The following is a 13,920-nucleotide window of genomic DNA, read 5'->3' as shown; positions in this document are numbered from 1 at the left end:
TCAGACAAGCCCCGATCTCCCTATACAAGACCCGTTTTGGGCGCGTGCATAAGAATGGCTGCTTCGGTGCGGTTTCGCACCTTTAGCTTTTGAAATATCCGAGTCATGTGGTGTTTTACCGTTTTCTCCTGCAGGTTGAGACGTTTGGCGACTTCTTTATTGCTCAGTCCTTCGCCTACCAAGGAGATTATCCCAAGCTCGCGTCCCGAGAGATTGGCAACGAGATCGGTTGTGCGCTTTTCCGGCCGGATCAGTTCATTCAAAAGCTGCGCTGACAGGGTCGGCGAAACATATTTTTTTCCTGCGGCTATATAAGTCAGCACCTCGGCCAGCGATGCCGCCCCAATCCCTTTCAGCACATATCCGCGTACGCCCAGCCTGAGCGCCGTTGCCAAATCGGCGTTCGCCTCCGAGACGGTGAGCATGACGATCTTGCAGTCAGGCTGAGTTGCAAGAATATTTTCCGCTGCCGCCAGACCCCCTCCCGGCAAACTGATGTCTAGCAGCAATATGTCGGGATTTGCCAAGGCCGCAAGCTGTTCGGCATCCGTCGCGGTTTCGCCCGCACCAACGACTTCGAAGCCGCCGATTTCGGCGAGGCTGCGAGCCACACCCTCGCGAAACAGCGGATGATCATCAACAATGGCAATCCTTATGGGAGCGGTCATTTCTGGTCCTCGATGTTGAGCGTTATGGTCAGCCGGGTCCCCCTGGGGCTCGAAAAGGTCTCGAAGTGACCTCCGATACTTTCGATACGTTCCCTCATACCGGCGAGTCCAAGTCCTTCACACGATCCCGACTGGAATCCAGGGCCGTGATCAAGCACTTGAATGAGGAGCTTGCCCTGCGTCACTCTCGCCTTGACAGCCTGCCCCTTGCCCAGACCGTGTCGCCAGGCATTGTTCAGCCCCTCCTGCGCGAAGCGAAAGATGCTTATTTTCTCGGACGTCCCCAGGTCGGGCAGGCGAGATGGCAGTGAAAGCGATACGGAGGAGGCCGTCCGGCGTTCATGTTCGGCAACCGCAAGCCGCAATATCTCCGCGACTGTCGAAGCTTCGATCTGTGGCAGCACGAGGCCGGTGCAGATGGCGCGGATCTCCCGCATCGCCTCGTCCAACGTATGATGGATATCGGCGATCTCGGTCTTCCGGTGGCTTGGGGATGCGGCGGGATCGAGCAGCAGAGGGCTGTCCATGCGCAGCGCAGCCAGTGCGACCAGCTGAGCTGGACCGTCATGCAAATCAGACCCGATGCGACGCAAGTAACGCTCGTTGATTGCCGTTGCGCGGCGCGACGCCTGCTGGACGCGCTCCCGCAAAGCGGAATTCTGCTCCAAAAGCAACTGAAGTTCGGCCACTTGTGTCTCAAGCGCTGAACGCTGCGTTTCGATAGTGCTGCTGCCGCGAAGCACGATTCCCGAGAGCATCGCCAAGGCGACCGCGGTCGCGCCAGCCACGAGCAGCCAGCTCGACCATAGTGCCGAGTTTAAAGTGCCCTGAAGATCGTCGGCTATCTCGTAGAACTCGGAAACGGCCACAACATCGCCCGACCACGGCTCTCGAACCGGATTGTAGATCTCGAGCAGCGAGGCGGTGGGGCTCTTGCGTTCCTTCCTTTCATTTTCGTCCAGATCATTGAATTGCGCCACCACGTTTCCACCGAACGCATGCAGCAAGTTCGCATTTGGCTCGAAGGTCTGGCCGATAAGAGCCGCGTCTTTGGCGTACAGCACCTTGCCATCACGCCGCCAAAGCACGAAGGACGCCAGTTTTTTTCCGAGAGCACCCTGGTCCAGGGTTTCATCGAGTGCCCGTTTAACGGTGTCGCTGAGCTGCTGGCTTTTGCGCATGTCCGGCAGGATTGGCGCGATGACACTGTCGACGTAAAGCGCGGTCGTGCTTGCAGAGTTGCGGATCACTCCATCTCGTATTTGCGAGGTGACCCATAGGCCGACGACCAGCATCAGCGACAGCAGCCCAATGCTTCCGACTATGATGAACTGCCAAGCCAACGATAGCCTGTTCCAGTTTTGATAGAGACTATCAATGTAGCGCACGTCTCAACCGACCCCGCGAGCTTTGGCCGTGCCAAAATGCCTAAGCCATCCTACATCTAGAACGGTCGATGGTGCGAGCAAGCGCCAGGTTGAATTGCTGGGGAAACCGCCAATTCAGGGCATGATCCCACCGCCACCCGCGGGGAACGGCGGTGGGATCAGCGTTACTGTATGATCTTGACGATCTTCCGCGTGCCGGGGTCGACCAGCACGGTTCGCCCGTCGACCACAACGTAGCGATACTTGACGCTCGGCACTTCATGCAGTTCCACCGTGTCGGGAATGGCGGTCCCCACGTTCAATTCGACACCTGGAATCTTCACCGACGCAAGGGGCTGCTTTTTCACGTATTCGCGCACAACCGTTTCCTGCTCCGGCGCGATGATGACGTCTTGAGCAGCAACTACGCCGGCGCTCGCGAGCAGCAAGAATCCGGCAATTGCGGTCGACTGGTACATGGTCGTCATGATTCTCTCCTTCATGCGAGCAACGCTCATGCATCTTGCGCGAGCTCGATTCCGATACGGGTGGTGTTGATGAGGTTGATGCACACACCGGGAGCCGAACGGGCTTTTCGCGGCTGCGTTCCCGTGTGGGGCTTCGGTCCGGGCGTCATCGGGCCAATGGACGATAGGGGGAGGGACCAAAGTCTGGTGCCAGGCTGTAGAGGTCCTAGAGCCTCCTCAAGGCGGAACACAGGGTTCTCGGCATCGTTGAGATCAGCACTTGTGGGAGGCGTTAATGGACAACAGCGTCCATCAGGCACGATGGTTGCTCTTGCCTGTTTTCGGGGTAGCCATCCTGGTCATGACGACGGGAGTACTTCTAAGCTTGTGAGGCTGGTGTCATCGCTATGGGATCACAAGCTCAGGAAAAAACAAAATGTTGCGTTGCATTAATTGTTTGATGCAATTTGTAGGTGATTGTTGCAAAATTACTGCCAACATTCATTGGTCTTCTTAGAAGCCCGATTTTATTCACAAAATGTGGAACAAAGTATTTTTGGCAGAGTTGGCTAGGCTGAGGGACCGACTCTTTAAGGAGAAAGCAGATGAAACATGTGTTGATCACGAGCATGATTGCGCTTGGCGTCGGGTGCGGCGCCGCGATCGCCCAGACCCAGGCCGTGCAGCCGAGCGGTGGCGACAACTGCGCCGCCGGCGCGGCCGATTGCCAGAAGGGCGGCAAGGCCGGCGAACAGGCGCAAGGCAAGATGAAGTCACAGACCGATCAGAATGCACAGGGCCAGGCTGGCGCCACGACCGATCAGCAGGCTCAGGGCAAGGCCAAGCTCAAGACCGATGAACAGGCCCAGGGCAAGGCCGGGACCAGCACCGAGCAGAATGCTCAGGGCCAGACCGGCACCAGCACCGAGAAGCAGGCTCAGGGCAAGGCCAAGCTCAAGACGGATGAACAGGCCCAGGGCAAGGCCGGGACCAGCACCGAGCAGAATGCTCAGGGCCAGACCGGCACCAGCACCGAGAAGCAGGCTCAGGGCAAGGCCAAGCTCAAGACGGATGAACAGGCCCAAGGCAAGGCCGGGACCAGCACCGAGCAGAACGCTCAGGGCCAGACCGGCACCAGCACCGAGAAGCAGGCTCAGGGCAAAGCCGGGACCAGCACCGAGCAGAACGCTCAGGGCCAGACCGGCACCAGCACGGACCAGCAGGCCCAGGGCAAGGCCGGGACCACCACCGAGCAGAACGCTCAGGGCAACACAAACGTCCAGACCGACCAGGGCAATACGGCCTCGATCAACAACGTGACCGTCGAGCAGAAGACGCAGGTCACGCAGATCATCCACGAGACCAGGGTTGAGCCGGTGAAGAACGTCGACTTCGACATTTCGGTCGGCATCGAGGTGCCGCGGCACAAAGTGCGCCTGCACCGTCTGCCGGCGCGCATTGTCAAGATCGTCCCGGCCTACGAATCCTATGAGTACTTCGTGCTGGCCGACGGGCGCATCGTCATCGTCGACCCGGATACGTACAAGATCGTGCTGATCCTGACGTGACACGGCAGTGGCTCTTGTTCCCGGCGCGGTGCGATTGAGGGGTATCGTATGCGCCGCGGTGGCCCGCCGACCAGAGGCGGCGGGCCACTTGCTCGCATCGCGCGTTTTTCCCGTTGACACCTTGCCTTTCACCCTCGTAGTGTCCGCCACGATGAAAAAGGCACTCATTCTCGTAGGAAAGCGCGTGGGCAAGGCGGTGTAACCGCCGGGCGAAAACCTCCCATGCGCAACACACAGGCTCCCATCGGGGGCCTTTTTTATTGCCCGAAACACGACTAAACGACCAGCAATCGCCTCATGGCTAGAAGTACGGGACCAGACCGATGAGCAACGGACAGAACGAACGGCGCGAAATGCCAAACAGGGAAATGACTGGCGCCGAAATGGTGGTGCAGGCGCTGAAGGACAATGGCGTCAAGCATGTCTTCGGTTATCCCGGCGGCGCGGTGCTTCCGATCTATGACGAAATCTTCCAGCAGGACGAGGTCGAGCATATCCTCGTCCGCCACGAGCAAGGCGCAGGGCATGCGGCCGAAGGCTATGCCCGCTCGACCGGCAAGGCCGGCGTCATGCTGGTGACCTCCGGCCCGGGCGCCACCAATGCGGTGACGCCGCTGCAGGATGCGCTGATGGATTCGATCCCGCTGGTCTGCCTGACCGGGCAGGTGCCGACTTCGCTGATCGGCTCCGACGCGTTCCAGGAGTGCGACACGGTCGGCATCACGCGCCCCTGCACCAAGCACAACTGGCTGGTGAAGGACGTCAACGAATTGGCCGCCACCATCCATGAGGCCTTCCATGTCGCGACGACCGGCCGCCCCGGCCCGGTGGTGGTCGACATTCCGAAGGATGTGCAGTTCGCCAAAGGCATCTATGTGCCGCCGCAGGCGGCGCCGCGCACCAGCTACCAGCCGAAGGTCCAGGGCGACCTGGAAAAGATCAAGGCCGCCGTCGAACTGATGGCCAGCGCCAAGAAGCCGATCATCTATTCGGGCGGCGGCGTCATCAACTCCGGTCCGGAGGCCAGCCATCTTCTGCGCGAACTGGTCGACCTCACCGGCTTCCCGATCACCTCGACGCTGATGGGCCTCGGCGCTTATCCGGCATCGGGCAAGAACTGGATGGGCATGCTAGGCATGCACGGCACTTATGAAGCCAATATGGCGATGCATGATTGCGACGTGATGATCTGCATCGGCGCGCGCTTCGACGACCGCATCACCGGACGGCTGACCGCCTTCTCGCCCAACTCGAAGAAGATCCACATCGACATCGATCCATCGTCGATCAACAAGAACGTGCACACGGAAGTGCCCATCATCGGCGATGTCGGCCGGGTGCTGGAGGACATGGTGCGGCTGTGGCGGGCGAGCGCCAAGGCCGACAAGAAGGCGCTCCATCCCTGGTGGGAGCAGATCGCCAAATGGCGCGCGCGTGACTCGCTCGCGTTCAAGATCAACCACGATGTGATCATGCCGCAATATGCCATCCAGCGGCTCTACGAACTGACCAAGGACATGGACACCTACATCACCACCGAGGTCGGCCAGCACCAGATGTGGGCGGCGCAGCACTATCATTTCGAGAAGCCGAACCGCTGGATGACGTCGGGCGGGTTGGGCACGATGGGATACGGCCTGCCGGCGGCGCTCGGCGTGCAGATCGCGCACCCGGATGCGCTGGTCATCGACATCGCAGGCGATGCCTCGGTGCAGATGACGATGCAGGAGATGAGCGCGGCGGTGCAGCACAATGCGCCGATCAAGATCTTCATCCTCAACAACCAGTATATGGGCATGGTGCGCCAGTGGCAGCAATTGCTGCACGGCAACCGTCTGTCGCATTCCTACACCGAAGCGATGCCCGACTTCGTCAAGCTGGCCGACGCATATGGCGGTCATGGCATTCGCTGCGAGAAACCGGACGAGCTGGACGATGCGATCAAGGAGATGATCGCGGTGAAGAAGCCGGTGCTGTTCGATTGCCGGGTGGCGACGCTCGCCAACTGCTTCCCGATGATCCCGTCGGGCAAGGCGCATAATGAAATGCTCCTGCCCGACGAGGCGACCGACGAAGCCGTGGCCAACGCCATCGACGCCAAGGGCAGGGAACTGGTCTAGGTCCAAGCCGGGGCAGGGCTGTCGCGAGAAGCCGTGCGCAAACAGAGAATTAGCTCAAAGTCTGAAATCGAGACATGTCATGAACGCACAGCTTCAACCGACCGGCTCCGCCTATTTCATCGCCAAGGAAACGGAAAAGCCGGAGAACCACACGCTCTCCGTTCTGGTCGACAATGAGCCCGGCGTGCTTGCCCGGGTCATCGGCCTGTTTTCCGGCCGCGGTTATAACATCGAGAGCCTCACCGTCTCCGAGACCGAACACGAGAAGCACCTGTCGCGCATCACCATCGTGACGCGCGGCACGCCGCATGTGCTGGAGCAGATCAAGCACCAGCTCGAACGCATCGTGCCGGTGCATCGCGTCGTCGATCTCACCGTGCGCTCGCACGAGTTCGGCCAGGAGCGGCCGCTGGAACGCGAGTTGGCGCTGGTCAAGGTCGCCGGCACCGGCGAAGCCCGCGTCGAGGCGCTGCGTCTGGCGGACGCTTTTCGCGCTTCGGTCATCGACGCCAACACCGAGCACTTCATCTTCGAGATTACCGGCAAGGGTTCGAAGCTCGACCAGTTCATCGCCATCATGAAGCCGCTCGGCCTGGTCGAGATCTGCCGCACCGGCGTGGCGGCGATGAACCGGGGCCCGCAGGGGATGTAGGCCTTCATGCGCGCGGCGGAGCGCTTTGGACCAATCGAATGAAGTTGCGTCCAACGCCCTGTCGACTTAAGTCAGCATTGCTGACCTTTGTGAGCCGTCATGACCCTCGACGCTTTCCTTGCACTTTTGGTCTACGCCTTCGTGACCTCGATCACGCCGGGGCCGAACAACCTCATGCTCTTGGCGTCGGGCGTGAATTTCGGCCTCGTCAGAACCATTCCGCATATGCTGGGCATCAGCATGGGTTTCCTGGTACTGTTGCTTGCTGTCGGCTTTGGCCTGGGCGCGGTGCTGACGGCGTTTCCGGCCCTGCACACCGGATTGAAGATCGCCGGCGCTGCCTATCTGCTCTATCTCGCCTGGAAGATCGCCATGTCGCGCTCGCTGTCCAGCAAGGGTGAGACGGAGGCACGGCCGATGCGCTTCATCGAGGCAGCCGCATTCCAGTGGGTCAATGCGAAAGCCTGGGTGATGGCGATCACCGCCATGGCCGTCTACTCCAATCCGGACCACCCGTTCCTGTCGGTGGCGCTGATCGCGATCGCCTTCACCGTCGTCAACCTGCCGAGCGTCTCGGTGTGGGCCGGCTTCGGCACGGCGCTGCGCGGATTCCTGTCGGATCCGGTGCGGCTGAAATGGTTCAACATCGCCATGGGCGTGCTCTTGGCGGCGACGCTCTGGCCGATGCTGAAATAGACGCATCCGGCCTGAAATCTCAACCGCATCCTGGCTGGTTTTCCGACTGCTGAGCCGGCTGCATAGTCATTGTGCAGTGCACATTAAATCTTCGTAATGCCGTGTTTTGGCCCTTTTCCGACAAATGTGCGTCCTATCTACTTCGGCGAGATCGCGGCAAGGCGCCGTGCTTGGGTAGAATGAGACCACCGGGTTCGGCGTGTCGGATCATAGGGCTTTTAGTCGATGCGCGGAAAAGTCGTTCTGGCGGTGGTGGTGGCAGCGGCCTGTGTCGCCGCGGCATGGGTCTATTTTTCGCCGGCGGCAATGAGCAGTCTGCAGCAGATGCTGCCGGGCGCCAGGCAGGCGGCAGCAACGGACAAGCCGGCTGGATCGGACAAGGCTTCGGCCGACAAGGCTAGGGGCAAATCCGGCGCCGGCGGTAATGCCGCCCGTTCGGCCTCGATCGTCTCGGCCACTGCGACAATGGCCGATTTTCCAATCCGCCGTTACGCCATCGGCTTCGTGTCTTCGCCGGCCGTGGTCAACATCAACGCCCGCGTGTCCAGCCAGATCGTATCGATCGACGTCAAGGACGGCCAGATGGTGAAGGCCGGCGACCTGCTGTTCTCGCTCGACGACAGGGCGCTCAAGGCGCAGCTTGCCAAGGATCAGGCGACGCTCGCCAAGGACCAGGCCCTGCTGACCAGTTCGGGCTCCGACCTCCAGCGCGCCAAGGATCTCGTCGCCAAGCAGGCCGGCACGCAGCAGACCTACGATCAGGCGGTGGCGGCGCAAAAGGCTGCCGCGGCGACGGTCGATGCCGACAAGGCGACGATCGACGCCGACAATGTCCAGCTCGGCTTCGCCAGCATCAAGGCGCCGATTGCCGGCCGGCTGGGCGCGGTCAACGTTTCGGTCGGTGACCTCGTTACCTTGAGCAACGGCAACTCGAGCACGGCCACGCCGCTGGTGACGATCACCGAGATGGATCCGCTGCAAGTCAACTTCAACCTGCCGGAGAGTAACCTGGCGCTGCTGCACAAGGCGCTGGCCAACCCGCAGCAAGGCGCGGTGACGCTCACCAAGGATGGCGATCCGACGCCGATCGGCAAGGGCACGCTCGACTTCGTCGATTCCAGCGTCGACACCGCATCCGGCACCATCGCGACACGGGCGAGCATTCCCAATGCCGATCTTTCACTGTGGCCCGGCCAATATGTGAATGTCGTGCTCGACGCCGGCATCATGCCGCAGATGACATCCATCCCGACTGTTGCCGTGCAGCCCAGCCAGAAGGGTCCGTTCGTCTATGTCGTGAAGCCCGACAATACGGTCGAGATGCGGCCTGTGCAGGTGGCGCTGACCGAAGGCGAAAACAGCGCCATCAGCGAGGGCGTCAAGTCAGGCGAGAAGGTTGTCGTCGAGGGCCAAACCAGGCTGAAGGACGGCGCCAGCGTGCATGAAGGCAAGGCGGCCGGCGGTGACCAGGCCGCGCCCAAGGTCGCCGAAGCGGCTAAGGCCGGTGGGGCCGCCCAATGATTTCCGAATTCTGCATAAGAAGGCCTGTCGCCACGCTGCTGATGTCACTCGCCCTCGTGCTGGGCGGGCTGTTTGCCTATAAGTTCCTGCCGGTGGCGGCATTGCCGAGCGCCGAATTCCCGGTCGTCAACGTCTCGGCCAACCTGGCCGGCGCTTCGCCTGAAACCATGGCGACATCGGTGGCGACGCCGCTGATCAAGCAGTTCGCCACCATTGCCGGCATCGATTCGATCTCAACCAGCAATTCGCTGGGACGCACGTCCATTGCCATCCAGTTCGTGCTCAACCGGGATATCGACGCGGCGGCCGCCGATGTGCAGGCGGCGATCGCGCGCACGCAGCGGCAGTTGCCGCCGGAGATGACGTCGCCGCCGAGTTATCGCAAGGTCAATCCGGCCGACGCGCCGATCCTTCTGATGTCGCTGGTCAGCGACACGGTTCCGCTCACCGACCTCGACGCCTTCGCCGAAAACGTCATCTCGCCCTCGCTGTCGACCATCGACGGCGTGGCGCAGGTGTCGATCTTCGGCCAGCAGAAATATGCGGTGCGCGTGCAGATCGATCCGACGGCGCTGGCGGCGCGCGGCATTTCGATTGACCAGCTGCAGACGGCAATCGCGTCGGCCAACTCCAACACGCCGCTCGGCGTCTTGCAGAACGACAAGCAGCAGCTGACCATCACGGCCAATACGCAGCTCACCGACGCGGCGGGATTTTCCAACCTCATCATCGCCACCAAGAACGGCCATCCGGTGCGGCTGGGCGAGGTGACGCGCGTCATCGACTCGGTCGAGACCACGACGACCGCAAGCTGGTACGACGGCACGCGCGCCATCATCCTGGCGGTGCAGCGCCAGCCCGACGCCAACACCGTCGACGTCGTCGACAAGGTCAAGGCGATGCTGCCGTCGTTCAAGGACCAAATGCCGGCCGCCGCCGACATCAAGCTGCTCAACGACCGTTCGACCTCGATCCGCCAGGCCGTCGACGACGTCCAGTTCACGCTGCTTCTGACGATCGCTTTGGTGGTGATGGTGATCTTCGTCTTCCTGCGCCGTGTCACGGCAACCATCATCCCGGCCGTGGCGGTGCCGATCTCGCTGATCGCGACGCTCGGCGCCATGTTCCTGTTCGGCTTCTCCATCGACAACATCTCGCTGATGGGCCTGACGCTCGCAGTCGGCCTCGTCGTCGACGACGCCATCGTCATGCTGGAAAACATCTTTCGCCACATGGAGGAGGACGGTCTCTCGGCCTTCGATGCCTCGCTGAAGGGCGCGCGCGAAATCGGCTTCACCATCATCTCGATCTCGATCTCGCTGGTGGCGGTGTTCATCCCCGTGCTTCTAATGGGCGGCGTCATCGGCCGCATCTTCAACGAATTCGCCGTCGTGGTGACGGTCGCCATCCTGGCTTCGATGTTCGTGTCGCTGACACTGACGCCAATGCTGTGTTCGCGCTTGCTGTCGGTGACCAAGGCCGATCGCGACAAGCATGCCCCCGGCCACAAGCAGGATATCGTCACCCGCGGCTATGACCGGCTTTTGACCTTCTGCCTGCGCCACACTTTTCTGGTGTTCCTCGTCTTCGCCGGCACGGCGGCAGGGTCGGTCTGGCTGATCGAGGTCTCGCCGAAAGGCTTTTTCCCGCAAGAGGATATCGGCCAGATCTCGGTTACGACGATCGCCAGGCAGGACATCTCCTACGACGCCATGGTCAAGCTGCAGAACCAGGCGGCAAGTGTCTTCTCGCATTCGCCCTATGTCTCGCATGTCGCCTGGTCAGCCGGCGGCGGCAACAATGCGCTGAACCAGGGCCAGCTCTATGTGCAGCTGAAGGACAAGAGCCAGCGCCCCGACATCGACAAGGTGCTGTCGGATCTGCGGCGGCAACTGGCCACTGTGCCGGGGATCGATGCCTATATGCAGCCGGTGCAGAACCTGCGGCTTGGCGCGCGTTCTTCCGCCAGCGCCTACCAGCTCGTCGTTCAGGGCCTCGATACCGGCCTGACCGACACATGGGCGCAAAAGCTCAACGATGCGATGGCGGCCGATCATGCGAATTTCACCGACGTCACCAGCGATCTGCAGAACAATTCATTGCAGGCGACGCTGGTGGTCGATCGCGACAAGGCGGCGTCGCTCGGCATCGACACCGACACGCTGCGCTCCAGTCTCTATGGCGGCTTCGGCACGGAGCAGGTCTCGACGATCTTTGGCTCGGCCGACAGCTACGAAGTCATCATGGAGCTCGATCCCAACATCGAATGGTCGCCCGAGCGCATGCTGGCCATCCAGGTCAGGACGGCAAGCGGCAGCCTGGTGCCGCTCGGCGCCTTTGCCCGCGTCGACCGCACCGCCGGCGCGCTGACGGTCAACCAGCTCGGCCAGCTGCCCGCGGTGACCATCTCCTACAACCTGCCGCAAGGCGTGGCGCTGGGCGACAGCACGGCCCGCATCGCCGCGCTGAAGGAGCAGATCGGCATGCCGCCGGCGATTTCGACCAGCTTTGCCGGCACCGCCAAGACCTTCCAGGATTCGCTGGCCAATCAGGGCCTGCTGATCGGCGGCGCCATTCTGACCATCTATATCGTACTCGGCATCCTCTATGAGAGCTTTATCCATCCGCTGACCATTCTGACCGGCCTGCCTTCGGCGGTGCTGGGCGCCGTGGTCGCGCTGCGCTTTGCCGGCATGGACCTGTCGGTGATCGCGGTGATCGGCATCCTGATGTTGATCGGCATCGTCAAGAAGAACGGCATCATGATGGTCGACGTCGCGCTGGAGCTGCGACGAGAAGGCATGTCGGCCAAGGAGTCCATACACAAGGCGTGCCTGATGCGTTTCAGGCCGATCATGATGACGACGTTGGCGGCGCTGATGGGCACGTTCCCGATCGCGCTCGGCACCGGCGCCAGTGCTGAGCTGCGCCAGCCGCTCGGTGTCGCGGTGGTTGGCGGTCTCCTGGCGTCGCAGGCGCTGACGCTGTTCGTCACCCCTGTCATCTATGTCTATTTCGAGAATTTCTCCGGCTGGCTGGTGAGCTTCTTCTCTTCGAAAAAGAACAGGCCGGAGCTGCATGCGGTCGAGAGCGGCGAGCAGGCCTCGCTGTTCGCTCCCGAGGATCGGCTCGAGCCGCAAAGGGCCGCCGCCGAATAGGCGATAGCCCGTGGCCCAAGCTGTCATGCTTGCGGCCGCGTGCCGCCGATCCTAATCTGAGGTCATGTCCCATGATCATGACCACGACAACGAACTCGACCCGTTTGCGGCGCGCGTGCGCGCGCTGGAGACCATCCTCACCGAAAAAGGCCTGATCGATCCGGCCGCGATCGACGTCATCGTCGACACCTATGAGACCAAGATCGGACCCCGCAACGGCGCCAGGGTGGTGGCGAAAGCCTGGAGCGATCCGGCCTATGCCGAGTGGCTGAAGCGCGATGCGACGGGAGCGATCGCGTCGCTGAGCTATAGCGGCCGCCAGGGCGAGCACATGCAGGCGGTGTTCAACACGGACGAGACGCACAACCTCGTCGTCTGCACGCTGTGCTCCTGCTATCCGTGGTCGGTGCTCGGGCTGCCGCCGGTCTGGTACAAGGCGCCGCCCTATCGCTCGCGGGCGGTGATCCATCCCCGCGGCGTGCTCGAAGAGTTCGGGCTGACCTTGCCGGCGGAGAAAAACATCCGCGTCTGGGATTCGACTGCCGAACTGCGCTATCTCGTGGTGCCGATGCGGCCTGGCGGTACCGAAGGCTGGAGTGAGGACCAGCTCGCCGAACTGGTGAGCCGCGATGCGATGATCGGCACGGCGGTGGCGAGAGAACCGGCATGAACGGGCCGGAGGATCTCGGTGGGCAGATGGGTTTCGGGCCGGTCGCGCCCGAAAAGGACGAACCGTATTTTCATGCGGATTGGGAGAGGCGGGCGCTCGGCGTGACGCTGACTGCCGGCGCCATGGGCGCGTGGAACATCGACGAGAGCCGGCACGCCAGGGAATCGCTGCATCCGGCCGTCTATTATTCCTCAAGCTACTACCAGATATGGATCAAAGCGCTCGAGGTGCTGCTGAAGCGCCATGGCTTCGTCAGCGAGCGCGATCTGACGGAAGGTCGGGCGGTCGATCCGGCGGCGACGCCCAAAAGGGTGTTGAAGGCCGAAAACGTTCCGGCGGTGCTGGCCAAGGGCAGTCCCTGCGACCGGCCGGTCGAGACAGCGCCGCGCTTCAAGGCCGGCGACCCGGTGCGGACAAGGAATTTCAATCCCACCGCCCACACGAGGCTGCCGCGTTATGCGCGCGGCAAGCACGGAGTTATCGAGGCCGTGCGTGACGGTTTTGTGTTCCCCGACAGCAACGCGCATGGCAACGGTGAAAACCCGCAATGGGTCTATACCGTGGTCTTCGATGGCTCGGAAATCTGGGGCGAGGGCGCCGACCCGACGCTGACCGTCTCGATCGATGCCTGGGAGAGCTATCTTGAGCCGGCCTGAAGGTGCATTGCCGGCGGGTCTGGACGAACCGGTATTCGCCGAACCCTGGCAGGCCGAAGCCTTCGCCATGACGGTGGCGCTGCATGACAAGGGCCTGTTTTCGTGGAGCGAATGGGCCGATGCGCTGTCGGCGCAAGTGAAGAAGCCGGGCGCCGCAAGCGACGGCCACGACTACTACGAGCATTGGCTGGCTGCGCTGGAGACGCTGCTGGCGGCCAAGGGCGTCGCGGGAAAAAGTGACGTCGACACGCTCGCCGCCGCCTGGGAACGCGCCGCGCATGCAACCCCGCACGGCAAGCCGATTTTGTTGGAGAACGATCCGGGGCCGACCAGAGGTAGCGGCGGCGGCGCGAACATATAGTCCGCCTGTGGTTGGT

Annotated in this window: 12 protein-coding genes; 9 read left to right on the top strand and 3 right to left on the bottom strand. The window is 62.0% G+C overall.

Translation table 11 applies throughout. The features are described 5' to 3' along the window. Window positions 1–20 precede the first annotated feature (20 nt). The 3 genes from AC3EML_RS24285 to AC3EML_RS24275 all read right to left on the bottom strand — a co-directional run bounded on the left by AC3EML_RS24285 (window position 21) and on the right by AC3EML_RS24275 (window position 2,523). Entirely contained in the window at window positions 21–668 is a 648-nt protein-coding gene (locus tag AC3EML_RS24285) for a LuxR C-terminal-related transcriptional regulator (protein WP_023668347.1), read from the bottom strand. Further along, entirely contained in the window at window positions 665–2,056 is a 1,392-nt protein-coding gene (locus AC3EML_RS24280) for a sensor histidine kinase (RefSeq protein ID WP_023690914.1), read from the bottom strand. The genes AC3EML_RS24285 and AC3EML_RS24280 overlap by 4 nt, the downstream gene beginning before the upstream one ends. A gap of 164 nt (window positions 2,057–2,220) precedes the next feature. Continuing rightward, complete coding sequence (locus tag AC3EML_RS24275) at window positions 2,221–2,523, bottom strand: DUF1236 domain-containing protein (RefSeq protein ID WP_023731684.1); 303 nt, start codon at window positions 2,521–2,523, stop codon at window positions 2,221–2,223. 608 nt (window positions 2,524–3,131) lie between these two features. On the opposite strand from AC3EML_RS24275, the gene AC3EML_RS24270 reads away from it, so the two are divergent. The 9 genes from AC3EML_RS24270 to AC3EML_RS24230 all read left to right on the top strand — a co-directional run bounded on the left by AC3EML_RS24270 (window position 3,132) and on the right by AC3EML_RS24230 (window position 13,904). Next, window positions 3,132–4,070 (top strand): DUF1236 domain-containing protein, encoded by a 939-nt coding sequence (locus AC3EML_RS24270; protein ID WP_488505329.1) that lies wholly within the window; start codon window positions 3,132–3,134, stop codon window positions 4,068–4,070. Between the two features lie 323 nt (window positions 4,071–4,393). After that, window positions 4,394–6,190: an acetolactate synthase 3 large subunit gene (locus AC3EML_RS24265; RefSeq protein WP_352522023.1), complete on the top strand. Its 1,797-nt coding sequence runs from the start codon at window positions 4,394–4,396 to the stop codon at window positions 6,188–6,190. A gap of 79 nt (window positions 6,191–6,269) precedes the next feature. Continuing rightward, a complete protein-coding gene (ilvN, locus tag AC3EML_RS24260) occupies window positions 6,270–6,842 on the top strand; it encodes an acetolactate synthase small subunit (RefSeq protein WP_023668352.1) in 573 nt (190 codons plus the stop codon). 99 nt (window positions 6,843–6,941) lie between these two features. Then, window positions 6,942–7,538, top strand: coding sequence for a LysE family translocator (locus AC3EML_RS24255; protein WP_023682076.1), 597 nt, complete (start codon window positions 6,942–6,944; stop codon window positions 7,536–7,538). A gap of 225 nt (window positions 7,539–7,763) precedes the next feature. Beyond that, on the top strand, window positions 7,764–9,059 hold the full coding sequence (locus AC3EML_RS24250; protein WP_352522022.1) for an efflux RND transporter periplasmic adaptor subunit: 1,296 nt from the start codon (window positions 7,764–7,766) through the stop codon (window positions 9,057–9,059). Beyond that, complete coding sequence (locus tag AC3EML_RS24245) at window positions 9,056–12,217, top strand: efflux RND transporter permease subunit (protein WP_352522021.1); 3,162 nt, start codon at window positions 9,056–9,058, stop codon at window positions 12,215–12,217. The genes AC3EML_RS24250 and AC3EML_RS24245 overlap by 4 nt, the downstream gene beginning before the upstream one ends. A 64-nt stretch (window positions 12,218–12,281) precedes the next feature. Beyond that, window positions 12,282–12,887: a nitrile hydratase subunit alpha gene (gene nthA / locus AC3EML_RS24240; protein WP_023751649.1), complete on the top strand. Its 606-nt coding sequence runs from the start codon at window positions 12,282–12,284 to the stop codon at window positions 12,885–12,887. Beyond that, the gene (gene nthB / locus AC3EML_RS24235; RefSeq protein WP_352522020.1) at window positions 12,884–13,543 is read left to right on the top strand and encodes a nitrile hydratase subunit beta; all 660 of its coding nucleotides are present in this window, start codon (window positions 12,884–12,886) and stop codon (window positions 13,541–13,543) included. Before nthA ends, nthB begins: the two co-directional genes overlap by 4 nt. Continuing rightward, window positions 13,530–13,904 (top strand): nitrile hydratase accessory protein, encoded by a 375-nt coding sequence (locus AC3EML_RS24230; protein WP_023725319.1) that lies wholly within the window; start codon window positions 13,530–13,532, stop codon window positions 13,902–13,904. The genes nthB and AC3EML_RS24230 overlap by 14 nt, the downstream gene beginning before the upstream one ends. Window positions 13,905–13,920 lie beyond the last annotated feature (16 nt).

Source organism: Mesorhizobium sp. P170090 (genome assembly GCF_057786115.1).
This window is presented reverse-complemented; position numbering and strand designations above follow the sequence as displayed.

Excerpts from the sequence above, each read along its gene's own strand:
- AC3EML_RS24285 (WP_023668347.1), bottom strand. The coding sequence starts at position 668 with ATGACCGCTCCCATAAGGATTGCCATTGTTGATGATCATCCGCTGTTT.
- AC3EML_RS24275 (WP_023731684.1), bottom strand. The coding sequence starts at position 2,523 with ATGACGACCATGTACCAGTCGACCGCAATTGCCGGATTCTTGCTGCTC.
- AC3EML_RS24255 (WP_023682076.1), top strand. The coding sequence starts at position 6,942 with ATGACCCTCGACGCTTTCCTTGCACTTTTGGTCTACGCCTTCGTGACC.
- nthB (WP_352522020.1), top strand. The coding sequence starts at position 12,884 with ATGAACGGGCCGGAGGATCTCGGTGGGCAGATGGGTTTCGGGCCGGTC.
- AC3EML_RS24245 (WP_352522021.1), top strand. The coding sequence starts at position 9,056 with ATGATTTCCGAATTCTGCATAAGAAGGCCTGTCGCCACGCTGCTGATG.
- ilvN (WP_023668352.1), top strand. The coding sequence starts at position 6,270 with ATGAACGCACAGCTTCAACCGACCGGCTCCGCCTATTTCATCGCCAAG.
- AC3EML_RS24265 (WP_352522023.1), top strand. The coding sequence starts at position 4,394 with ATGAGCAACGGACAGAACGAACGGCGCGAAATGCCAAACAGGGAAATG.
- AC3EML_RS24250 (WP_352522022.1), top strand. The coding sequence starts at position 7,764 with ATGCGCGGAAAAGTCGTTCTGGCGGTGGTGGTGGCAGCGGCCTGTGTC.
- AC3EML_RS24270 (WP_488505329.1), top strand. The coding sequence starts at position 3,132 with ATGATTGCGCTTGGCGTCGGGTGCGGCGCCGCGATCGCCCAGACCCAG.
- nthA (WP_023751649.1), top strand. The coding sequence starts at position 12,282 with ATGTCCCATGATCATGACCACGACAACGAACTCGACCCGTTTGCGGCG.